Here is a 22748-nt window from a genome sequence, read left to right as displayed (position 1 = left end):
ACCCTTTCCATCACTTGAAAAAATCGCTCGGCGTCTTGCCGAACTGCTTCTTGAACATGGTCGTGAACGCGCTTGGACTGTCGTATCCCAGCTCCCCGGCGATGTCGATGATCTTCTCCCCGACGGCTATCCGTTCCAGCGCCAACAGCAGTCGCGCTTGCTGGCGCCATTGGCCGAAAGTCATGCCGGTTTCCTTGCGAAACCTGCGCTGGATGGTTTTGGCGTCGAGGCTCAACCGGGCGCTCCAGTCCGACAACGTCGAGCCATCCCCAGGGTCACGCTGCAACGCGCTACAGATCAGGTTGATACGTTGATCGGCGGGCTGCGGCAGGTTCAACGGCAAGGTCGGCAGGATCGTCAGTTCATCCAGGATCAGCCGCAGCACCCGGGCCTCCCGCGAGTCCGGATTGCAGGCGAAGTCGAAATCGACCGAGACCTTGATCAGCTCGCTCAGCAACGCGGAAACACTCACCGCCCGGGTTTCGGCGGGCAGATCCAGGCTCGGGTCAGGGCGCACGAAAACGCTGCGCATCTTGATCGCCCCCACACAGCGAATCGAGTGCACTTCTCCACTCGGCATCCAGATGCCACGGCTCGGCGGCACCGTCCATTGGCTGGTGGCGGCGTGCACCACCATCACGCCTTCGATGGCATAGATCAGTTGATGTTTCTCATGGGAGTGCGGCGGGATGAACCAGTTTTCCGGATAGTCGGTCGCACTGCTGCGTACGCTCCAGCCGCCCTGGTCGATCTCCGCGAGAAATGTCTGCAATGGTTTGATCATGACGCCCTTTTTGCGATGGTCCACGCCCGAGTTGCGCGAGACGGGCGTCGTTGAGGCCCCTAGGATAACGCCGAACCCTGAAATTGGCTGCGCCTTGCGTTCGCAGTTCGCGTTTTTATCCGGAAACTCGCCTATGTCGACCACTACCCTGAGCTCTCCCTCACCCACCGCTTCGGTGGCTAGCCAGGCCAGCCCCCTGGTCATGCGCGTCATCGGCGCCTGTGCGCTGGCGCACCTGATCAACGACCTGATCCAGGCCGTGCTGCCGTCGATCTACCCGATGCTCAAGGCCAGTTATGGCCTGAGTTTTACCCAGGTCGGCCTGATCACCCTCACCTTCCAGCTCACCGCCTCGCTGCTGCAACCGTGGATCGGTTTCTACACCGACCGTCATCCCAAACCGTGGCTGTTGCCGGCCGGCATGGTCTGCACCCTGATCGGTATTCTCATGCTGTCGATGGTCGGCAGCTTCCCGGCCATTCTCGTGGCCTCGGCACTGGTGGGGGTTGGTTCGTCGACCTTTCACCCGGAGACCTCGCGGGTGGCGCGCCTGGCTTCGGGCGGTCGCTACGGCCTGGCGCAGTCGACCTTCCAGGTCGGTGGCAACGCCGGTAGCGCCTTCGGCCCATTGCTGGCCGCCGCGATCATCATTCCGTACGGCCAGGGCAACGTCGCCTGGTTCGGCCTGTTCGCGGTGTTTGCCATCCTCGTGCAATACGGCCTGAGCCGCTGGTACCGCAATCACCTGAACCTGTTCAAGCTCAAGCAAGGCAGCAAGGCCACCCACGGCCTGTCGAAACGGCGGGTGACGTTCGCCCTGGTGGTGCTGGCGCTGCTGGTGTTCTCCAAATACTTCTACATGGCCAGCTTCACCAGTTACTTCACCTTCTACCTGATCGAGAAGTTCGACCTGTCGGTGGCCAGTTCGCAGCTGTACCTGTTCCTGTTTCTTGGCGCCGTCGCGGCGGGCACATTCTTTGGTGGCCCGATCGGCGACCGGATCGGCCGCAAGCAGGTGATCTGGTTTTCCATCCTCGGCGCTGCGCCCTTCACCCTCGCCCTGCCCTACGTCGACCTGTTCTGGACGGGTGTGCTGAGCATGATCATCGGCTTCATCCTCGCCTCGGCGTTCTCGGCCATCGTGGTCTTCGCCCAGGAACTGGTGCCCGGCAACGTCGGCATGATCGCCGGGGTGTTCTTCGGCCTGATGTTCGGTTTCGGCGGCATTGGCGCCGCGCTGCTGGGGCATCTGGCGGATATCCGGGGCATCGAGTACGTGTACACGCTGTGTTCGTACCTGCCGCTGCTGGGGATTCTGACGATCCTGTTGCCTTCGACCCGGAGTGCTCGCTAAAGGATTCAGCCGATCATTTTTGATACCTGCCCTGTAGCACTCGGTAACACCAAGCCCTGTTGCGGTGCGTCTATGCCACGACGCACCGCCAACCGCCGCGCTTCACACGGGCAATACCGCCATGGCGTACTTTGTGCATCCAAAGGCCATCCTCTTCTGCCTGTAGCCGCCATGCGCCCCAAGGAACTGAAACTCTGGACCACCGGTGTCGCCCACCTGCTCGACCTGCCTGCCGGGCATGGGCGGTTGTCGGGGTTGAGCCATTGGCTTCGGCAAATCTGCCCGGTCGATCATTTCGTGTTGTTTGTCTACGAAGGCAATCACCGGCCACTGGCGTTGTTCGATACGTTCTCGGCGGACAAGCGGGCGGTGTATGTCGACGACTATCAGTGCGGGCCTTACCTGCTGGATCCCTTCTACCTGGCTTGTACCCGTGGGCAGGCGCCGGGGCTGTGGCGTCTGCGCCAGTTCGCCCCCGACCACTTCTACCTCGGCGAGTACTTCCTGACCTATTACCAGCAAACCGGACTGGCCGAGGAAGTGGCGTTCTTCGTCGACCTCGGCGGTGGCGCCATGGCGGTGTTGTCGCTGATGCGATCCAGCGCCAGCTGTGCATTCAGCCGGGACGAAATGCAACTGGTCGAGTGCGCGCAAGCGGTGGTCGAGCAGGTCATCAATGAGGCCTGGCGCTTGCGTCAGGCTCAGGAACCGCGACCGGCGCAGGACCTGGACTTCAAGATCCGCGAAGCCTTCGACCACTTCGGCGCGCACATCCTCACCGGACGCGAGCAGGAAATCGTTCAACTGTTGCTGCGCGGCCACTCCAGCGCCTCAGTGGCCGAACAACTGAACATCAGCCCCGGCACGGTGAAGATTCACCGCAAGAACATCTATGCCAAGCTGGGCATTGGCAGCCAGTCGGAGTTGCTGGGTTTGTTTATTCGGGAGCTGACGGAGGATCCGTTGCAGGCCCCCGGCCTCAAGCTGCAAGCCTGATACCTGTCAGTCAACAGAAAACCCTTGTGGGAGCGGGCTTGCTCGCGAAAGCGGTTTTTTAGCCGACACCTATGTTGCCTGACACACCGCCTTCGCGAGCAAGCCCGCTCCCACAGGTCTATCGGTGATCCGGAGATTGTGGTCAGGGCGGATCAAGCTGATCCACCACCCCTGGGCTCGGTTTGCAGGTTAATACCTGTCGGTTGGCAATAATCCCTTGTAGGAGCGAGCCCGCTCGCGATGGTCGTTAACGATTACGCGTGATGACTGGCTCAACGCAGTGCTCTTGAGTTCATCGCGAGCGAGCTCGCTCCTACAACAATCCGCTTCTATCCCCCAAGGGATATATACACTGCAAAACCCCGATTGCTAGTTTGGCCCCCGACGCACTGATTCATCACTGCAAGGGAGCCCGTCTCGTGAACAACACCCCGCCAAGCGATATCGAATTCTGCAATGTGGTCAAACGCTATGGCGAGGTGCAGGCCGTCGGCGGTCTGAATTTCGCGGTGCGGCGTGGCTCGTTTCATTCCTTTCTCGGCGGCTCGGGTTGTGGCAAGACCACCACCCTGCGCATGATCGCCGGCTTCGAACAGCCCACCAGCGGCGAGGTCCGCTTGGCCGGCAAGAGCGTTGCCGGCGTGCCGGCCTTCGAGCGGCCGGTGAACATGGTGTTCCAGCATTACGCGCTGTTCCCGCACCTGACCGTGGCACAGAACATTGCCTATGGCCTGCGCTATCGCACCCCGCGCCCTGACAAAAAACAGCAACTGCGCATGGCCGATGAAGCGCTGGAAATGGTGCGCCTGAGCGGCTTCGGCCAGCGCAAGCCGAGCGAACTGTCCGGCGGCCAGCAACAGCGTGTCGCCCTCGCCCGTGCGCTGGTGAACAAGCCGACGGTGTTGCTGCTCGACGAGCCGCTGGCCGCACTGGACCGCAAGCTGCGCAAGGAGATGCAATCGGAACTGCTGCGCTTGCAACGCGAGGTCGGCATCACCTTCGTGCTGGTCACCCACGACCAGGAAGAAGCCCTGTCGATGAGTGACAGCATCAGCGTGATGCACAACGGTTCGATCATCCAGACTGCCACTCCGGAACAACTCTATGAAGCCCCGGCCAGCCGCTACGTGGCGGATTTTATCGGTGAGTCCAATCTGTTCGACGGCACCGTGCGCCAGCTCAACGGCAACACCGTGGTGCTGCGCACCGAGCAAGGGCTGGAACTGACCAGCCCGCTCACCCCCACCGGCAAAGCCCTGAGCGCCAACACCGCCGGTTGCATTGCGGTACGGCCGGAGCTGATCAGCATCGCCGGGGCCAACGTCGAGATGACCCGGGAGGTGAAGCTGCCGGGTTGCGTCGAAGATCGCATTTATCTGGGCAATTCCACCGAGTACCGCGTGCGCACCCAGGCCTTTGGCGTGGTTTGCGTGCGGGTTCCGCGCCAGCAGGATCACGGCGCCAATGCATTCGAACACGGCGCGGCAGTGCGCGTCGGCTGGGATCACGCCAATGGCCTGGCCATGGCGTTGTAAATCATCGATTCGTTTCATCAACCGGATGTGGAGCGTGCTATGGACCAGAAGACTTTTATAAAAACCCTGCGCAGCTGGCAGAACGGCTCGATCAGCCGCCGTGAGTTCCTTGGCCGCACGGGCCTTGGGATCGCCGCCGCCGTGGTCGCGACCAACATGCCCGGCCTGCTGACCTCCACCGCAGAAGCCGCCGAGCAAACCAGGCTCGGTGATCGCCTGTCGCTGGCGACCTGGCCGAACTACCACAGCCAGGAAAACCTCGACGCCTTCGGCAAGACCACCGGCGCCCGGGTGTCGATGAGCGTGTTCGGTTCCAACGAGGAAATGCTCGCCAAATTACAGGCCGGCGGCAGTGGCTGGGACGTGCTGGTGCCGACCAACTACACCATCAGCACCTACGTCGGCCTGGGCCTGATCGAGCCGCTGGACCTGTCGCGAATCCCCAACTTCGACGCCTCGGCGTTCCAGCAAAAGTTCATGGCCCAGGGCACGGTGGACGGCAAGGTCTACGCGGTACCGAAAAACTGGGGCACCACCGGCATGCTCTACGACGCCGGCAAACTGAAAAACGGCCCAGCCAGCTGGAAGGAATTCTGGGCCGCCGCCCAAGGCCCGGCCAGTGGCCGGACGATGGTCCACGACTACCAGTTGACCGCCATCGGCAACGCGCTGAAAAGCTTTGGCTACAGCTTCAACTCCCTGGACCCGAAAGAACTGGCCGATGCCGAAAAGCTGCTGATCGAGGTCAAGCCACACCTGTTCGCGATCAACTCCGACATCCAGCCGTCGATGCGCAGCGGCGATGCCTGGCTGGCGATGTCCTGGACCGGCGATGCTTCGCAACTGCACCGCGACAACGCGCAAATGCAGTTCGAACTGGGCAAGGAAGGTGGCGAACTGTGGAGCGACTTCTTCGCGATTCCCAAAAGCTCTGAGCACAAGGATGCCGCCTACGCGTTCATCAACTACTTGCTCGATCCGCAGCACAACAAGCTGGAAGTGCTGAGCCACGGCTACCCGAGCGGCGACAAGCGTGTCGACGCGCTGCTGCCTGTGGCGATGCTCGACGATCCGATCATGTACCCGGCCGCCGAGGCCCTGAGCCCGCTGGAGTTCGGTGCCGCCGCAACGCTGACCAGCCCGGCGCGCGCCGAACTGATGGCGCGATTCAAGTCCGCCTGATCGCTTGACCATGGCCAATGAGGAGTCACCCATGAATGCCGCCGCCCACCCGCAAACGGTGCAGCCGGGCCATACCCTGTCGGTCGAGGTTCGCCAACGGCGCAGCCTCGGCCGGCGCATTACCCTGCTGATGCTCTTGCCTTCGACCCTGTGGTTCCTGCTGCTGTTGTTGATGCCGCTGGTGATCATACTGGTCTTCAGTTTCGGCGAGCGCAGCGCCGTGGGCGGTTACGCCGGTGGCTTCACACTGGCCAACTACCTGAACCTCGGTTCTCGCGGTGCGGCCTTCAGCAACACGCTGATGTTGGCGCCGCTGGGCACCCTGGTGTGCCTGGTGGCGGCTTATCCATTGGCGTACTTCCTTGCGGTCAAGGTCACAAGGAACCGCTCGCTGTTGCTGACCCTGGTGATCGTGCCGTTCTGGACCAGTTTCCTGATCCGCACCTACGCGTGGATTTTCATCCTCAGCGGCAAGGGCATCCCGGCGCTGCTGGCCAGCCTGGGTCTTGAGGATGTACGGCTGATCAACACGCCGTGGGCGGTGCTGATCGGCATCGTCTACGGCTACCTGCCGCTGATGGTGTTCCCGATCTACGTCAGCCTGGAAAAACTCGACAAACGCCTGCTCGAAGCCTCGGCGGACCTCGGTGCCAGCGCCTTCGAAAGCTTCCGCCGGATCACCCTGCCGCTGTCCGCGCCGGGGATCATCACCGGGGTGATGCTGGTGTTCATCCTGCTGATGGGCGAATTCCTGATCCCGGCCATTCTCGGTGGCGGCAAGGTGTTCTTTGTCGGCAACGCGCTGGTCGACCTGTTCCTGCAATCGCGCAACTGGCCGTTCGGCAGTGCGCTGGCCATGACGTTGGTGGCGATGATGCTGCTGATCATCGGCGTGTATCTGAAACTGGTGGCGCGCTACGGCGGCCGCCCTGCCGACGGAGGCCTGTGACATGTGGCTGCGCAGCTATTCAACCTCGCTGTACCTGTTTCTCTACGCGCCGATTGCCTTGATTGTGCTGTTCAGCTTCAACGCCGGGCGCAGTGGCCTGGCGTTCCAGTGCTGCTCGGTGCAATGGTTCGGCACCGCGTTCGGCAACCCGTTCATCATGGAAGCCCTGGGCAACAGCGCACTGATCGCCTTCAGTTCGGCGGTGATCGCCACGCTGTTCGGCACCCTGGCGGTGTTCGGCTTGCAGCGCTGCGGCGCCAAGGTACGGATGCTGTTCGATGCGCTGACCTATTGCGCGATCATCGTGCCGGGCATCGTCATCGGCATCTCGACGCTGATTGCCTTCATCAGCCTGTTCGACCTGATCAACCCGTTGCTGGCGAGCTGGTTGCCAACGGTACCGAAGTTGAACATGGGGTTCTTCACCGTGATCGCCGCGCATTCGCTTTTCACCATGGCACTGGTGATGGTGATCGTGCGCAGCCGCGTCGATTCCCTGGACAAGGCCTTGCTGGAAGCCTCCGCGGACCTGTACGCGCCACCGATGGACACCTTCTGGCGGGTGACCCTGCCGCAGATCAGTCCTGCGATCATGGCCGGGTTCCTGTTGGCGTTCACCTTCAGCTTCGACGATTTCATCATCGCGTTCTTCGTTGCCGGTTCCGAAACGACGTTGCCGATCTACATCTTTTCCTCCATCCGCCGTGGTGTGACGCCGGAGATCAACGCAATTTCCACGGTAATCATCTGCGTATCGCTGGCCCTGCTGTTCACTTCCCGCCATCTGCAAAACCGCCGCACCGGCGTCCAGGAGTCGCACCATGCGTGATCAGCTCTATATCAACGGCGAATGGGTCAGCCCGGACCTGGGCGGCTATCTGGACGTGATTGATCCGGCCACCGAGCAAGTCTTCCACCGCGTGGCGGCAGGCACTGAAGAAGACGTCGACCATGCCGTGCGTGCGGCCCGTCGCGCCTTTGACAATGGCTGGGACCAGACCAGCGGCGCCGAGCGCGGGCAATGGCTGGAGGCGCTGGCCGATGAACTGGAAAGTGGCCAGCAGGCGCTGGCGGAACTGGAAGTGCGCGACAACGGCAAACCCTTGCCCGAAGCGCAGTGGGACATTGGTGACGCCATCGCCTGTTTTCGCTACTACGCCGGGTTGGCCCGCGAACTGGATCAGCAACAGGATCAGCCGCGGGACTTGCCGGACGCGCGTTTCCGCTGCCGCATCCGCCACGAGCCGATTGGCGTGGCCGGGCAGATCATTCCCTGGAACTACCCGCTGCTGATGGCCGCGTGGAAGGTTGCGCCGGCTTTGGCAGCCGGGGCCACTGTGGTGTTGAAACCGTCGGAACTGACGCCGCTGACCGCCCTGGAACTGGCCGCTGCCGCCGATCGTATCGGCTTGCCCGCCGGGGTGTTGAACCTGGTCACCGGCCTCGGCGCCGATGCCGGTAGCCCGCTCACCGAGCATCCGGGGGTGGACAAACTGGCCTTCACCGGCAGCGTGCCCACCGGCGCGAAAATCATGTCGGCGGCGGCCCGCGACATCAAGAACATCAGCCTGGAACTGGGGGGCAAGTCTGCCTTTATCGTTTTCGACGACGCCGATGTCGAAGCCGCCGTGGAGTGGATTTTGTTCGGGATTTTCTGGAACCAGGGCCAGGTGTGCAGCGCCACGTCTCGTCTGCTGGTGCAGGAAACCATCGCTGCGCGCCTGATCGAACGGCTGGTGGAGGAAACCCGCAAGATCAGCATTGGCCCAGGCATGCAGCACGGCGTGCTGCTCGGTCCGCTGGTCAGCCAGGGCCAGTACGACAAGGTGCTCGGCTTCATCGACCAGGGCCTGGCCAGTGGCGCCCGTTTGCTCACGGGCGGACGGCGACCGGCGCACTTGCGCGAAGGTTACTTTGTCGAGCCAGCGATTTTCGACGAGCCTGGTCACAGCAGCATTCTGTGGCGCGAAGAAGTGTTCGGCCCGGTGCTGTGCATCAAGCGCTTCAAGACCGAAGAGCAAGCGCTGCAGATGGCCAACGCCAGTCGCTTCGGCCTGGCCGCTGCCGTGATGAGCGCGGACTTGCAGCGCACCGCCCGGGTCGCCAACCAGTTGCGCGCCGGGATCGTCTGGGTCAACTGCTCGCAACCGACCTTCGTCGAAGCCCCCTGGGGCGGCATGAAACACAGCGGCATCGGCCGCGAACTGGGCCAATGGGGGTTACACAATTACCTGGAGGTCAAACAGGTGACCGAGTACGTCAGCGACCAGCCTTGGGGGTGGTACTTGAAGTAAGCAGGTCAAACTGTGGGAACCAGCTTGCTCGCGATAGCGGTGGGTCAGTCAATATCTCTGTTAAATGTGCCGGCCTCTTCGCGAGCAAGCCCGCTCCCACAGGGATTGTGGCCAACCGCAGGATTGGCGTTCACTGAAAGTCAAAACTGTGGGAGCGAGCTTGCTCGCGATAGCGGTGGGTCAGCCAATATCTTTGTTGGATGTGCCGGCCTCTTCGCGAGCAAGCCCGCTCCCACAGTGTCCCCGGGATTAACTGACTGGCATTGGCCTCTGGAGAGCCGCTTTTTTTCAGGACTGTCCCGCCCTAAAAACCTTTATCAAAGCGGAATGAGGCGCCGTAAGCAGAGTCCGGTAAATGGCTGGCGCCATCGTCCCGTAACCGCGAACGGAAAGTACCGTTCTGTGGCTGGGTACGATACAAGCCGCGTTTTTGCAGTTCAGGAATGATCAGTTCAACGAAGTCCTCAAGGCTGCCCGGGCTGATCAGCGGGTTGAGCATGTAGCCGCTGGTGCCGGAAATACGGGCGTGTTCTTCGATCCGATCGGCCACTTGTTGCGGCGTTCCCACCAGAATCAGATCACTGCCCCGGGTGACTTTGGCAAAGCGCTGTTTGACATCGCCGGCGGTCAAGGGCTTGCCACTGCCATCAGGACGCATCACATAGGAAGTCATGCCTTCGGTGTGAGTGGACAACGCGTCGCTGTCCGCGTAGCGGCTGATGTCGATACCGGTATCACCGGCATAACTCACCAGTTGCGCCTGCAAGTGATAGTTGCTTTGCAGTTCGTCATATTTGCGTTGGGCTTCGATCTCGGTCCTGGCCGTGACGATGCGAAGTACTGTCAGTGATTTGACATCCCCGGCGTGACGCCCCCGTGCCCTGGCCTGCGTCCATATATCTTCCAATCCCTGGCGAATCTCCAGCGGGTTGGACTTGGCGATGAAAATCAGTTCGGCGTGCTTGGCTGCAAACTCGCGGCCGCGGCCTGACCAACCGGCCTGGATCAGCAAGGGTGTGCGTTGCGGTGACGGGGATGTCAAATGCGGCCCGGCCACCCGGTAATGCTCGCCAACATGATTGATCGGTCGCACGCGATCGCCCTTGGCATAGACCTGGCGAGACTTGTCGGCAATCACGGCATCGTTTGCCCAGCTGCCTTCCCAGAGTTTGTAGACCACATCGAGAAATTCGTCTGCGCGTTCATAGCGATCATCGTGCTTGATCATCTGCTCCAGGCCGAAGTTGCGAGCGGCGCTGGTCAGGTAGGAGGTGACGATGTTCCAGCCGACCCGGCCATTGGTCAGGTGGTCCAGCGTGCTGAAGCGCCGGGCGTGGGTGAAAGGATGCTCGTAACTGGTGGTGACCGTGACGCCGAAGGCGAGGTTTTCCGTCACGGCGGCCAATGCCGGGATGATCATCAACGGGTCGTTGGCCGGTGCTTCCACCGCCCACTTCATGGCCGCGTCGGCATTACCGCCAAACACATCGTAGAAACCCAGCACATCACCAAAAAACAGCATGTCGAGATGAGCCTGGTCGGCGATGCGTGCCAGGTTCGACCAGTAGCCCAGCGAGTTGATGGTCAGTCGCTCGTCAGCCGGGTGCGTCCAGAGGCTCGGCGCGCCGCCACAGCCAACGCTGGCTTGCTCGTATAACGCAAACAACAGAGGTTTTGGATCGGACATCGTAGTACCTGTAAAAAGTCATTAAACGGACGGGTCAGCGCTGATGCTTGAAACCTTTGCCGTAGTGGCGTTCAAGACGGTTCTGTATCAACTCCAGTCCAATGGACAGGAGCCAATAGATAACGGCTGCGGTGGTGAGCATTTCGATGTAGCGGTAAGACGAGCGACCATACGACTGCGCCAGGAACATCACTTCCCAGACCCCCATCACCGATATCAACGACGAGTCCTTGAGCATTGAAATGAACTGACTGGTTGTCGGGGGAATGATCGTGCGCATGGCTTGCGGCAGGACGATGTGCAGGAACGTTGCCGCCGGCCCCAGCCCCAGAGCCATCGCCGCTTCGCGCTGTCCGGGTGCTACAGCCATGATGCCGGCACGAAAAATCTCGCTGAGGTAGGCACCGTAATTGAGCGACAGCGCAATGATTCCCGCGCTGATGGCGCCCGGCACGACACCCAACTGCGGCAGCCCCAGGTAGATCAGCAGGATCTGGATCAACAGTGGAGTACCGCGAAAGAAAGACGCATAGAAACTGGCAACGCCGAAAGCCACTGCACTGCGAGACAGGCGCGCCAGTGCCGTCACGAAGCCAAGGAGCAACGAAAGCCAGATCGAACAGAAGCACAGGAACAGTGTCAGCGCGGCGCCTTGCAAGAAACCGTCAGGCCCCAAATGCAAGCCGACCAGGTTGGGCAGCTTCTGCACAATGATCGAGAACTTCAGATCGAAGCTCATGAAAAACATGACGCACAGGCCAAACAGCACTGCCCAGGTCAAATACAGGCGAGTGCGAAAACCAGGTATCGGGCTGAAACGACGCGTCTCGGTTTCGGGGGCGACAGCCGTCTTGGCCGGGTGTGGATTGAGGGCTGTCATTGGCTGATATCGGCACCGATCCACTTCTGTGAAATCTTGCTTAATGTGCCGTCGGCCTTGAGCTGGGTGACAACCTCAGTGACTTTGGCATTCCATTGCGGATCGCCCTTTTCGATCGCGACCACGTTGGGCTCCGCATACAGCGTGTCGCCGGCAATTTTGAAGCGAGGATCCTGGGCGATGCGTTCGCGAGCGGTGATGAGGTTAGTGACCATGGCATCCAGGCGCACGCCGGTGCCCAGGGCCAGATCCTGGAAGGCGACCGTTTCGTTGTCGTATGGCGCGACCTGGACGCTTTCGAATGGATAGCTCAACGGCTTGTCCTCGGCGCCCTCGATCACCAGATCCTTGTTCAGATAGGCTTCATAGGTCGACGCACTGATCACACCGACTTTTTTACCTGACAGATCCTTGCCCGTGACAATGTTCTTGTCTTTGGCATTGACCACGATCACCGCCGGTGACTGGTAATACTCCACCGGAAAGTCGAACACTTCGGCCCGTGCCTTGCTCGGGGTCATCGAGCAGACGCAGATGTCATATCGTCCGTTCCAGTGGCCGGCAGCGATGACATCCCAAGACGGAGTCTGCAGCTTCAGCTTCACCCCTAGCCGTTGCGCAACGGCCTTGGCGACATCGACGTCAAACCCGTCCAGTTGGTTCTGTTCATTGAGAAAGGAGAATGGCGGATAGCTTTCCATCAGAACGCCGGTCAGCTCCCCGCTACTGGTTACGCGATCCAGGGTGGCGCCCGCGAAAGCCGTCGAGCAGGTAGCCAGTAATGCCAAGCCAAATGGTAAAAGCGCCTTAGTGTTCACAGACAAGTGCTCCAATCGATTCAAAATACTGAATAGATTAAAACGCACTATAAAAATAGTTTGTACTAGCTTTATGGAATATAAGGCTGCATTCAAGCTATATTTGATCAAGCGGTTCAGGTGCTTGAACCGCTGACTTTTGGTGCCAAGCAACACCCCGACAGATCCGGTCCGGGTGTTGCTTTTTGTTCAGCGATAGCAATCGAGCAGGCGTGCGGCAACTTCCTTCAATTGCGCGTCGGCCAGATGGTTGATCCCGGCAGCACGTTTGCGCCCGCCCCCCGTTGGAAACTGCCGGCAGAAGGCATCCGCCGTCAGCCCGGCCTCTTCCGGTACCCGCAAGCTGAACGTCCAGTCACCGTCCGCCCTGGCGCTGAGCAAGCCGATCGCCTTGCGTGGCGCACCGGCCGCCAACTGGTTGGCCAGCACACCGCTGACCCGCCGCGCCCAGGGTTGCGCGGGCAGGCGGTACAGCTGCGCGCCCCGGCCCTCGTGCCAGGGTTCAAGGCCTGCGGCTGCAGCCATGTCGGCGGCGTGGCCGGTGCGCAGGGTGGTGAAGCTTGTGCTGTGGCGGATGAAGTCCAGCGGGTCGTGGTAAGGCAGCAGCTCGGCGGCCAGCGCCAGCGGCTCGAAGTGCAGGTCCGACAGGCTGTCGCCATAGGCGTTGTAGTTGAGCAGCAGGCCCAGTTCCTCCAGGGCATGCACCTCATCGTCGGCCAGGCCATGCTGCGCCGCCAGCACCCGGGCCGGGCCGGCCAGGCCGTCACCAAAGGCGGCGGCCACCGCCCAGCGGTGATGACGCCCGTCCAGGCAGGTGTTGACCAGCAGGCTGGTGCACACCTGGGCGGCCGTGTCGATGAAGGACTCGAATGCCGGATGCCGCGGCAGTTCGCCGGCAAAGTGGTGGTCGAAGTAGCGTACCCGGGCGCCGGCGTCGAGCAGGCGCCGGGTGGCCTCGCGGTTCTGCTCGTGGGCCACGTCCAGCACAGTGACCCGCTCGCCGGGCCCGGCCTGGACCCGGCGCAATAACTCGATGTCGCGCTTGACCCCGCTGACCAGGCGCACCTGCGGATCCAGTTCACCCGCCAGGCGCAACTGCTGCAGGGCGCACAGACCGTCGGCATCGCCGTTGAAAGCGCAGTGATCGATTGTGTTCATCTGCCCTGCTCCTCAGTACATGACTTCGCCGCCGTTGGCATCGAGTTGCGCGCCATTGATCGCACTGGCGTAGTCCGATGCCAGAAACAACGCAGCGCGGGCGCACTCCTCGTCGCTGCGCATGCGCCCGCCAGGGATGCCGGCACTGAACTCGGCGCGCACCTGTTCTTCGCTGACACCCCGGGCGGCAGCGCTCTGGCGTACCAGGGCCTGCACCGGCTCGCCCCACATCCAGCCACAGGCCAGAGCGTTGACCCGCAATCCATGGGCCGCCTGCTCGCTGGCCAGGTAGCGCACACTGGCCGCCAGGGCGCTTTTCGACGCGGCATAGGCCGCGCCACCCTGATACGGTTTGCGCACACCCAGGGTGTTGATCATGACGATCGCCCCCGCGCCCTGCGCGCGCATTGGCGCCAGCACCGCGCGGCTCATGTTCAGCGAGCCCAGCAGGTTGACCTCCAGGGCCTCGCGCAGCGGGTCGTTGTCCGCCTCGTCCACCGCCTGGAAACCGCCATGGGAAAAGGCGCTGTTGATCAGCGCATCGATACGGCCGAATTGCTCGAGGGTGGCTTCGGCGAAACGATTGCAGGCCTGCACATCGGTGATATCGGTGGCCACGCACAGCACTTCGCAATGCCCGGCGACCGCCTTGATGCGCTGTTGTGCCTCAAGCAGGCGGCCCATGTCGCGGGCGCCGATGGCCACGGCCCGCGCCCCTTCGCGCGCGGCCTCCAGGGCCAGTTTGATACCCAGCCCGGGGCCGACGCCCGAGACCATCACGACTTTGTCTTTAAGCAGCATGGGATGAATCCTCTTATTGTTATGGGGCAGGCTCAGGCGCTCAGATGCCGGGCGCGGTACTCGGCGTAGTCACGCTGCAGCAGCGCGTCGCTGAGGCCGAACTGGTCAGGGCTGTAGTGATGGGCAGCGCGTTTTTCCCGGCCATTGACGGACAACCATTGGCCCATCTCTGCCTGAACCTTTGCCGTGCATTCAAGGCCGGCGAAGCGATAGATGCGCTCGACCACGGCCTGGGGCGCGGCCAGGGTGTCTTCGAACTGCACATCGAGAAAGCGCCCGGCCGGCATGCCTTCGCGCACCGCCATGGCATGGCGCAAGGCCCGCGCCATGCGTCGGTTCCACTGCTCGCCGACGGCTTGGGCATCGGCCTGGTCGCTGTACAACTGCCACAGGGTATGGATGAAGCTGGCCAGCGAGGGAATGGTCCTGGCCGGTTCGCGATGGGTGAGCACCACCTGCGCACCGGGGAACACTTCGAACAACAGCTCCAGGGTATGCAGGTGCTGCGGGCTCTTGAGCAACCAGCGCCGGCCGGGGGCGATGCCACGGCGTGCCTGCTGCCATTGCAGGAACTGCAGGGAGCGCTTGAGGTAACGGTAGACCTGGGTCTGGTCCTGACGGTCGAGCCAGGCGGTGTAGCTGGGGACGTTGACGTAGGAGTCCATGGCGCAGAGGAACGAGTGCTCCATCAGCATGAACTCTTCGTCGGGCTGCTCGGCGTCCAGTGGGTGAATGGCCAGCAGTTGCGGAAGGAACTCGACCATCGCCGCGACTTCGGCGCGCGCCCGACCTAGGCGCTGCAACGGCTGCTCCAGGGTCTCCCCGTCGAGAGGCGCCGGGTAGCGGGTTTCCCACCACTGCGCCTTGCTGAACTGCGGGTCCACCGCCAGGGTGCGTTGCAGCAGCGTGGTGCCGGTGCGTGGCAGGCCGACGATCACCAGTGGGTCGTTGATTTCCAGCTCGAGGATTTGTGGGTAACGCCGACAGTGATCCTCGATGATCAGACGGTTGACCAGTTGCGCCAACAGTTTCTCACGCAACAGTCCGCGCCCCGACACGGATAGCCGCGCTTCTTTTTCCAGGGCGTCAGCCAGCACCACCAGGCCCTGGCGAAAATCGCCGGGGCCGAAATCGTCGAGGCCGCCCGCACGTGCGCAAGCTTCAGCCAGCAAGCTATCCAGGGCGAAGTCATTGGCACTCATCGCACAAGCTCCTTCAGATCATTGAGTTTGATCACGCGTGTCGTTGGCTGCACCGGCTGCTTTGCTCCCACCCATCGCAGGCAGAGGGTGCCATGGGGATGGCCGGCAGTTTCCAGCCAGTTCGCCAGACCGGGGTCAACGCCGCAGAGGATCATGCGCAAGCGGCCATCCGCCTCCAGTTGCGCCGACTGTTTGTTCAGACAGATGCGGTGGTAGCGGTAGTCGAGCGACTCCATCCAATAGTTGTTGATCTGCACATTCCAGAAATCGCAGTCGGGCACCTGATCGACCTCGATCAGCAATGCCTCGTCATCAGCCAGAGCCCAGTAAGAGTGGTAATAGAAAATGTTCGGGTCGCCCCCCACCGACTGGCACAGTGCCTGGTCGGCGGCGGGCAGTTGATTGGTGTGCTTCTGATAACCCTGAGCCCAGTCGGCGAATAACCGCGCGGTGTTCTCGACGAAACTTCCCACCCGCTGCAGGCTTTGTTGCAAGCGCGGCGCATTCAGCGGTTCGGGTGTCTGGCGGGCATTGAGGCGTTCAATGCGCAGTTGCGCCGGCTGCTCGCTGCTACGGTCCAGAAAGGTTTGGCGGACAATCAAGGCATTGCTCTGCGGTTCGAGTCGCAGCCAGTTACCGATGCCGGGGGGATGCTGGCTGAGGATGATTTCGAAGTTGCCCTCGGCATCCGACTGCAACATGCCGGCATCGAGAAAGCCGGTCTGGATCATCTTGCCATCCGTCTCGTAGCCCCCCTTCTGGGAACCGAAACTGAGGTAGGCAACACTGCCGCGCTGGCCGCTGACCCGATACTCGTGCGCGCCGTTGAGGCGCGCATAGCTATACAGATTATCGGGGTTGTCGGCGCCAATTTTCGCGGTTTCATGGGAGGGGGTGATGAAGCCAGGGAAGTCCGGATCGGCAAATTCCAGGTGCATTTCCAGTGCAATGCGCAGCAAACGCGTGAGATAGCGAAATCCTTCGGCGCGGGTCTGCACATCGGCCGGAGCCTCGGCGCGCAATATTTGCTCGCCGCTACGCCGCAGTTGCTCGCAGAAGAGGTTCCAGCTTTCGCCGCTGAGCACCTCCTGATCGATTCTGTCTGTAACCATTTCGGTCTCCTCTGTTGGCGGAAAGCCCGCCGCTGCCAGTGACCTTAGGGAGCACCCCCTTGCCGATTCTTCGTCCAAGCGGACTAAATCGCCTGCTAGTCCGCACGGACGAGGAGCCGTGCGCCGTGAGCGGCGAGGATCGCGCCTGAGCCCATGGCTTACTTCCCGCCGCAGTTCGTGGCGCGCAGTCATCCTCAGAGGAGTTACCCATGACCGCAGAGAAAAATCTGGTCCGTTCAGTGACCGTGGACATCGCCGCACCGGCCGAATTTGTCTGGTCGGTACTGATCGACCTGGTGCGTTATCCGCAGTGGAACCCCTACACCGTCAAGGTCGAGTCCAGCTTGCGATTGGGCGAACCGGTCAATCTGTTTCTGCCCGATCCGGGACGACCTGGTGAACTGCTGCACGTGATCGAGTACCTGGCTGACTTCGAACCCCACCGGTTACTCGCCTGGGAGATGTATGCCAACGCCGACAATCCCGACGCTGCCCGTCGCGAGCAGCACATCGAGCCCACCGGCGCGGCCAGTTGCCGCTACCACACCACCGACCAGTTCCTCGGCGCCACCGCCGACCAGGTCATGACCGATCATGGCGCTTGGGTCAAACACGGGTTCGATGCCGTTGCCCACGCCCTCAAGATCCGTGTCGAGACGCTGTACGCGTCCGTCGCGTGACCTGCAGCTGCCGGCGCCTCTTCGTCCAAGCAGACGAAGAAGTGCCGGCGGTGCTTTACCTACCGTGGTGTTCAGCCGGCGCCAATCCCGGCAGAACTCGAGGAGGTATTCGATGTTGACTCATCTGCAATGGCTGGAAGCGGAAAGCATCCAGATCATCCGTGAAGTGGTGGCCGAGTGTGAAAACCCGGTGATGCTCTACTCCATCGGCAAGGACAGCGCGGTCATGCTGCACCTGGCGATGAAAGCCTTCGCCCCGGGCAAGCCGCCCTTCCCCCTGCTGCACGTGGACACCACCTGGAAGTTTCGCGAAATGATCGCCTTTCGCGACCAGACCGCCGAACGCCTGGGCCTGGAACTGCTGGTGCACATCAACCCCGAAGGCGTGGAAAAGGCCATCGACCCTTTCATCCACGGCTCGGCCTTGCACACCGATGTGTGGAAGACCCAGGGCCTGAAACAGGCCCTGGACCACTACGGTTTCGATGCCGCGTTCGGCGGCGCCCGGCGCGACGAGGAAAAGTCGCGGGCCAAGGAGCGGGTGTTTTCGCTGCGCTCCGAGCAGCACCGCTGGGACCCCAAGCAGCAGCGCCCGGAGCTCTGGCACCTGTACAACACCCGCAAGCGCAAGGGTGAAAGCCTGCGGGTGTTCCCGCTGTCGAACTGGACCGAGCTGGATATCTGGCAATACATCTACCTGGAACAGATCCCCATCGTGCCCTTGTACTTCGCCAAGGAGCGCCCGGTGGTGCGCCGTGACGGCACGCTGATCATGGTCGACGACGAACGCATGCCGCTGCTGCCGGGAGAAACCCCGGAACTGCGCAAGGTGCGCTTCCGCACCCTGGGCTGCTACCCGTTGACCGGCGCCATCGACAGTGACGCCGACAACCTGCCGGCGATCATCGGCGAAATGCTGGTCAGCCGCACCTCGGAACGCCAGGGCCGCCTGATCGACAGCGACTCGGCGGGCTCCATGGAGAAGAAAAAACAAGAGGGGTATTTCTGATGAACGCAATCACCGACGCACGCAATGGCGACCTGACGCCCTACCTGCAACAACAGCAGAACAAGCAGCTGCTGCGCTTCATCACCTGTGGCAGTGTCGACGACGGCAAGAGCACCCTGATCGGCCGACTGCTGTATGAATCCAAGGTGTTATTCGAGGACCAGCTTGGCCAGCTCGAAGCCGACTCGAAAAAGCTCGGCACCCAGGGTGACGAACTGGATTTCGCCCTGCTGGTCGACGGCCTGAGCGCCGAGCGCGAGCAAGGCATCACCATCGATGTGGCTTATCGCTTCTTTGCCACCGACAAGCGCAAGTTCATCGTCGCCGACACCCCCGGCCACGAACAGTACACCCGCAACATGGTCACCGGCGCGTCCACCGCCGACCTGGCGGTGATCCTCATCGACGCCCGCCAGGGCTTGTTGACCCAGACCCGCCGGCACAGTTACCTGGTGTCGCTGCTGGGCATCCGCAAGGTGGTGGTGGCGATCAACAAGCTCGACCTGGTGGACTACTCCCAGGCGGTGTTCGAGCGCATCGAAGCCGAGTATCGCGCCTTCGCCGCACAGATCGGCCTGCAGGATATCCAGTGCATCCCGCTGTCGGCGCTGCGCGGCGACAACATGCTCCAGGCCAGCCCCAACACGCCCTGGTACCAGGGCCCGAGCCTGCTTGCCTACCTTGAAGACGTACCGCTGGAGCAGGACCGGCAGAGCCAGGCAGCGTTCCGTCTGCCGGTGCAGTGGGTGAACCGGCCGAACCTGGATTTTCGTGGCTATTGCGGCAACGTCGTGGCCGGCAGCGTGCGCGTCGGCGAGCGCATCCGCGTGCTGCCCTCGGGCCAGCAGAGCGAGATCACCGGCATCCTTGGCAGCGCCGGGGAGCAGCAGCAAGCCCTGTGCGGCCAGGCTGTGACCCTGACCCTAAAGGACGAGATCGATATCAGCCGCGGCGACCTGATCGCCCTAGCCGACACCCCGCCGGCGGTGGCCGACCAGTTCGAAGCGACCCTGGTATGGATGGACGAACAACCCCTGCTGCCGGGGCGCCCGTACCTGATGAAGATCGGTTGCCGCACCGTCGGCATGAGCTGCGCCAACCTCAAGCACCGGGTCGATGTGAATAGCCTCGAGCACCTGGCGGCCAAGACCCTGGAGCTGAACGGCATTGGCGTATGCAACCTGCACCTGGACCGGCCGATCGCCTTCGATGCTTATGCCGACAACCGCGATACCGGGGGCTTTATCGTTATCGACCGCCTGAGCAATCGCACGGTCGGTGCCGGCATGCTGCACTTCGCCTTGCGTCGTGCGCAGAACGTGCACTGGCAGGCCATCGACGTCAACCGCGAGGCCCACGCCGCGCTCAAGGGCCAGTCGCCACGGGTGCTGTGGTTTACCGGTTTGTCCGGCGCGGGTAAATCGACCATCGCCAACCTGGTCGAGCGCAAGCTGCATGCCCTGGGCCGCCACACCTATCTGCTCGACGGCGACAACGTGCGCCACGGCCTGAACCGCGACCTGGGCTTTACCGAAGCCGACCGGGTGGAAAACATCCGCCGGGTCGCGGAGGTGGCCAGGCTGATGCTCGATGCCGGACTGATCACCCTGGTCTCGTTCATCTCGCCGTTCCGGGCCGAGCGTGACATGGCCCGCAGCCTGGCCGGTGACGGCAACTTCCTCGAGATCTTCATCGATGCGCCGCTGGCCCTGGCCGAGCAGCGCGACCCCAAGGGCCTGTACCTCAAAGCCCGGCGCGGTGAGCTGAAGAACTTCACCGGCATCGACTCGCCCTACCAGCCGCCAGTGGCGCCGGATATCCATATCGACACCCGGCACGAGTCTGCCGAGGCCGCCGCCGAACGCATAGTCGAAGCCCTGCTGGCGCTGTAAGAGCTACCGGGCGCAGCCTGCCCCTTGGGCATGCGCTGCGCCCGTCAGTGCCTAGGCCAAACGGACGATTTTGCCGCCGTGACCCCGGTCGATACTCGCCCATGACAACACGCAGCCAAAGAGGTGCGCATGACCCTGCCCTTTTCCACCTGCCCGGACCTGCACGCCAGCATCGACATCCCCTCTGCCGAGCTCAGCAACCTGCTCGGGCTGGTCTACCACGGCACGCTGGAGCCCACGCCCTGGGCCAGTTTGCTGGAAGCCCTGCGCCAGCGATTCGCCGCCAGCTTCTTCACCCTGGTGCTGCGCAACCCCGACCATGAACGCCCCGGGCTGATCGTCAATGCCTCGGTGCATGGCGCGCTGTTGCCCGGCGAGCCCTCTTACAGCGAACACTTCTATTCGATCTGCCCGTTCCTCGACTGGCCCGCGGACCAGGTGGCCAGTGCCGACCAGGTGCTGGGCACGGAGGCCTGGCTGGCCCATGATTTCTACCGCAACTACCTGCACCCCCTGGACCTGCGCGATGTGCTGGTGGCCAACATGCGCACCGCCGCCGGCATGCACTGCGCGCTGTTCGCCTGCCGCGACCACGCCAGCGAAGCGTTCACCCCGGCGCAGATCAACCTGATCCGCCTGTTGCTGCCGCACCTGCAACAGGCGGTGGACCTGCACTCGGCGGTGGATCAACTGGATGCCGAACGCCAGCTCTACGCGGCAACCATCGACCGCCTGATGGTGGGCACGGCCATCCTCGACGAGAACGGCCGGATGATGCGCTGCAACCGTGCCGCCCAGCGCCTGTTCGACAGCCATGACGGTCTGGAGTGCAAGCACGACAAGCTCTGTGCCTTCGCCAACCATGAGAACCGCACACTGCAGCAGGCCATCCAGGCCGTGTTGAAACAACGCCCCCGCGGCCTCGACGACCTGCAAGTCCTGACCCTGTCGCGGCCCAGCGGTGAGATGCCGCTGAACCTGCTGCTGCGCCCGATTGCCATGAACTACCAGACCCACAACAGCGCCCGACGCCCGGCAGTGGTGGTGTTCATCCGCGATCCCGCCGACTCGCCACAAGCCTCGCGTGACCTGCTGCGTAGCCTGTTCCAACTGACCCGCACGGAAACCGAAGTGGCCATGCTGGTCATGGACGGCCAGACCCTCGATGAGACAGCCGAGGCACTCGGGGTTTCGCGCAACACCGTGCGCGCTCACTTGCGCGGTGTATTCGCCAAGACTGGCGCCACGCGCCAGGCGCAACTGGTCAAGACCTTGCTCAATAGCGTGGCGTCGTTGGGGTAGCTACTTTCATAAACTCAACCGCGCACCAGGTAGGCCCCCGGGGGAACCCGATGTCGCAGCTTCTTGCATTTGCCGGGTGCGGGCTGATGCCCCGCCGGGCGATCAGGAAACCAGATTCGGCATTTACCCGGACGCGGCATATGGCCGCGGGGAATCTCGACCTCAGCGTACGCCCGCTCTGGCTCGACATTAGTCATTTGTAATTTTCCTTCGGGCCCGGCTCTGCCAGCCGACGGCGCATCCAGCCCCCGATATGCCTCTGCGCGAGCCAAGTTGCCAGCGTCGTTCCCAGTGTCCGGAGTGGATTGCTCAGCAACGGCCACTTCCGCTTCGCGACGCCTTTGGGCCTCCTCCTCCAGCCCCTTCTGTACTGCGACCACGTCCTCTTTTGCATTGGGTGGGGTACCCGAAGACTGGGCCTGCTGCGCCGCCTGGATCAATTGGAAGTTGCGGTTGCGTAACTCGACGTTGCGACCAACCCGTATGTTCGAGCGCGCCGCCAGGGTTTCAGCCTGCTGGTACTGCCCCTGCTGAAGGCGCAACACCCCCAGATAATGCAGCGTCGCGGGATTGTTCGGCTGGATATGCAGGGCACGCTCCAGCGTGGCGGCAGCCTGGTCCAGTTGGCCATTTTCATACTGCCGCGAGGCGGTTTCGATCAGGGTGGTTGATGCGCTGTTACTCTGCGTCGGCGCGCTTCGTTCGCCAGCAACCGAATAAAGCGACGGGACAGTGCAGAACACCAGGATGAGGCCCGGCAGAAAACTCTTGGTTGGCATCAGGGGCGGACTCGACTGAATTCAAACGGCACTGCCGTAAAACAGACCACAACGCTGCTCGGCATTTGCGATACAGGGCCGCTATTGACCTGGCCAATACCCTGAAGTTCCTGCTGCAACGACCGTCGCGACCAGTACCATTTTTTACCACCCCCAACATCCAGGCACGATCTGTTGCTGTTATTCACGCAGGGCGCAAAACGGCTGTGGATTCAACCGGTCGACGCAACAGATTGGCTAAATCGTTCCCCGGGCGTTTCGTAGTTTCGTGTTTTCCGAGGGCGGCCGTTTAGCTGCCTGGTCACTTAATCGAGCGTGTCTTGCGAGTGGTCCG

General features: G+C 62.3%; 20 protein-coding genes. 11 read left to right on the top strand and 9 right to left on the bottom strand.

Going from position 1 to position 22748, the window contains the following annotated elements; all coding sequences use genetic code 11:
- Positions 1-10 precede the first annotated feature (10 nt).
- The gene (locus KGB20_RS01050) at positions 11-784 is read right to left on the bottom strand and encodes an AraC family transcriptional regulator (protein WP_150814501.1); all 774 of its coding nucleotides are present in this window, start codon (positions 782-784) and stop codon (positions 11-13) included.
- A 133-nt stretch (positions 785-917) separates the two neighbouring features.
- Between KGB20_RS01050 and KGB20_RS01045 the strand changes: the two genes are divergently transcribed.
- The 7 genes from KGB20_RS01045 to KGB20_RS01015 all read left to right on the top strand — a co-directional run bounded on the left by KGB20_RS01045 (position 918) and on the right by KGB20_RS01015 (position 9094).
- Entirely contained in the window at positions 918-2138 is a 1221-nt protein-coding gene (locus tag KGB20_RS01045; RefSeq protein WP_154910488.1) for an MFS transporter, read from the top strand.
- 171 nt (positions 2139-2309) lie between these two features.
- Positions 2310-3134, top strand: coding sequence for a response regulator transcription factor (locus tag KGB20_RS01040; protein ID WP_150814504.1), 825 nt, complete (start codon positions 2310-2312; stop codon positions 3132-3134).
- A 419-nt stretch (positions 3135-3553) separates the two neighbouring features.
- The gene (locus tag KGB20_RS01035) at positions 3554-4669 is read left to right on the top strand and encodes an ABC transporter ATP-binding protein (RefSeq protein WP_154910490.1); all 1116 of its coding nucleotides are present in this window, start codon (positions 3554-3556) and stop codon (positions 4667-4669) included.
- A gap of 39 nt (positions 4670-4708) precedes the next feature.
- Positions 4709-5851 carry a PotD/PotF family extracellular solute-binding protein gene (locus KGB20_RS01030; protein WP_057715263.1) on the top strand — a complete coding sequence of 381 codons (1143 nt, stop codon included), beginning with the start codon at positions 4709-4711 and terminating at the stop codon, positions 5849-5851.
- A 31-nt stretch (positions 5852-5882) separates the two neighbouring features.
- Positions 5883-6800 (top strand): ABC transporter permease, encoded by a 918-nt coding sequence (locus tag KGB20_RS01025; RefSeq protein WP_154910491.1) that lies wholly within the window; start codon positions 5883-5885, stop codon positions 6798-6800.
- A 1-nt stretch (position 6801) separates the two neighbouring features.
- Positions 6802-7629, top strand: coding sequence for an ABC transporter permease (locus tag KGB20_RS01020; RefSeq protein WP_057715265.1), 828 nt, complete (start codon positions 6802-6804; stop codon positions 7627-7629).
- Positions 7622-9094, top strand: coding sequence for an aldehyde dehydrogenase family protein (locus KGB20_RS01015; RefSeq protein WP_154910492.1), 1473 nt, complete (start codon positions 7622-7624; stop codon positions 9092-9094). Before KGB20_RS01020 ends, KGB20_RS01015 begins: the two co-directional genes overlap by 8 nt.
- A 304-nt stretch (positions 9095-9398) precedes the next feature.
- Here KGB20_RS01015 and KGB20_RS01010 read toward each other — a convergent pair whose 3' ends face one another.
- The 7 genes from KGB20_RS01010 to KGB20_RS00980 form a co-directional block, all read right to left on the bottom strand.
- A complete protein-coding gene (locus KGB20_RS01010) occupies positions 9399-10781 on the bottom strand; it encodes an LLM class flavin-dependent oxidoreductase (protein WP_154910493.1) in 1383 nt (460 codons plus the stop codon).
- A 34-nt stretch (positions 10782-10815) separates the two neighbouring features.
- Positions 10816-11661 carry an amino acid ABC transporter permease gene (locus KGB20_RS01005; protein ID WP_154910494.1) on the bottom strand — a complete coding sequence of 282 codons (846 nt, stop codon included), beginning with the start codon at positions 11659-11661 and terminating at the stop codon, positions 10816-10818.
- A complete protein-coding gene (locus KGB20_RS01000; protein WP_102670069.1) occupies positions 11658-12479 on the bottom strand; it encodes an ABC transporter substrate-binding protein in 822 nt (273 codons plus the stop codon). The genes KGB20_RS01005 and KGB20_RS01000 overlap by 4 nt, the downstream gene beginning before the upstream one ends.
- Before the next feature lie 189 nt (positions 12480-12668).
- Complete coding sequence (locus KGB20_RS00995; protein WP_154910495.1) at positions 12669-13637, bottom strand: DHH family phosphoesterase; 969 nt, start codon at positions 13635-13637, stop codon at positions 12669-12671.
- 12 nt (positions 13638-13649) lie between these two features.
- Entirely contained in the window at positions 13650-14438 is a 789-nt protein-coding gene (locus KGB20_RS00990) for an SDR family oxidoreductase (protein WP_154910496.1), read from the bottom strand.
- A 32-nt stretch (positions 14439-14470) separates the two neighbouring features.
- Positions 14471-15640, bottom strand: a complete 1170-nt coding sequence (locus KGB20_RS00985; protein ID WP_154862275.1) for a sulfotransferase family protein — start codon at positions 15638-15640, stop codon at positions 14471-14473.
- Positions 15637-16752 (bottom strand): DUF1214 domain-containing protein, encoded by a 1116-nt coding sequence (locus KGB20_RS00980; RefSeq protein WP_154910497.1) that lies wholly within the window; start codon positions 16750-16752, stop codon positions 15637-15639. Before KGB20_RS00980 ends, KGB20_RS00985 begins: the two co-directional genes overlap by 4 nt.
- Positions 16753-16961: 209 nt before the next feature.
- On the opposite strand from KGB20_RS00980, the gene KGB20_RS00975 reads away from it, so the two are divergent.
- The 4 genes from KGB20_RS00975 (at position 16962) to KGB20_RS00960 (ending at position 21635) form a co-directional block, all read left to right on the top strand.
- Complete coding sequence (locus KGB20_RS00975; protein ID WP_154862273.1) at positions 16962-17432, top strand: SRPBCC domain-containing protein; 471 nt, start codon at positions 16962-16964, stop codon at positions 17430-17432.
- A complete protein-coding gene (gene cysD / locus KGB20_RS00970; protein WP_317850878.1) occupies positions 17347-18441 on the top strand; it encodes a sulfate adenylyltransferase subunit CysD in 1095 nt (364 codons plus the stop codon). Before KGB20_RS00975 ends, cysD begins: the two co-directional genes overlap by 86 nt.
- On the top strand, positions 18441-20333 hold the full coding sequence (gene cysN / locus KGB20_RS00965; protein ID WP_057715276.1) for a sulfate adenylyltransferase subunit CysN: 1893 nt from the start codon (positions 18441-18443) through the stop codon (positions 20331-20333). The genes cysD and cysN overlap by 1 nt, the downstream gene beginning before the upstream one ends.
- Positions 20334-20462: 129 nt before the next feature.
- The gene (locus KGB20_RS00960) at positions 20463-21635 is read left to right on the top strand and encodes a helix-turn-helix transcriptional regulator (protein WP_154862271.1); all 1173 of its coding nucleotides are present in this window, start codon (positions 20463-20465) and stop codon (positions 21633-21635) included.
- A 14-nt stretch (positions 21636-21649) separates the two neighbouring features.
- Here KGB20_RS00960 and KGB20_RS00955 read toward each other — a convergent pair whose 3' ends face one another.
- Positions 21650-22414: a tetratricopeptide repeat protein gene (locus KGB20_RS00955; protein WP_154910498.1), complete on the bottom strand. Its 765-nt coding sequence runs from the start codon at positions 22412-22414 to the stop codon at positions 21650-21652.
- Positions 22415-22748 lie beyond the last annotated feature (334 nt).

This window comes from Pseudomonas sp. BF-R-30 (assembly GCF_019956175.1).
In the GTDB taxonomy this organism is placed as follows: domain Bacteria; phylum Pseudomonadota; class Gammaproteobacteria; order Pseudomonadales; family Pseudomonadaceae; genus Aquipseudomonas; species Aquipseudomonas jessenii.
Note: the sequence above shows the minus strand (reverse complement) of the source record. Positions and strands in the feature narration are given on the sequence as shown.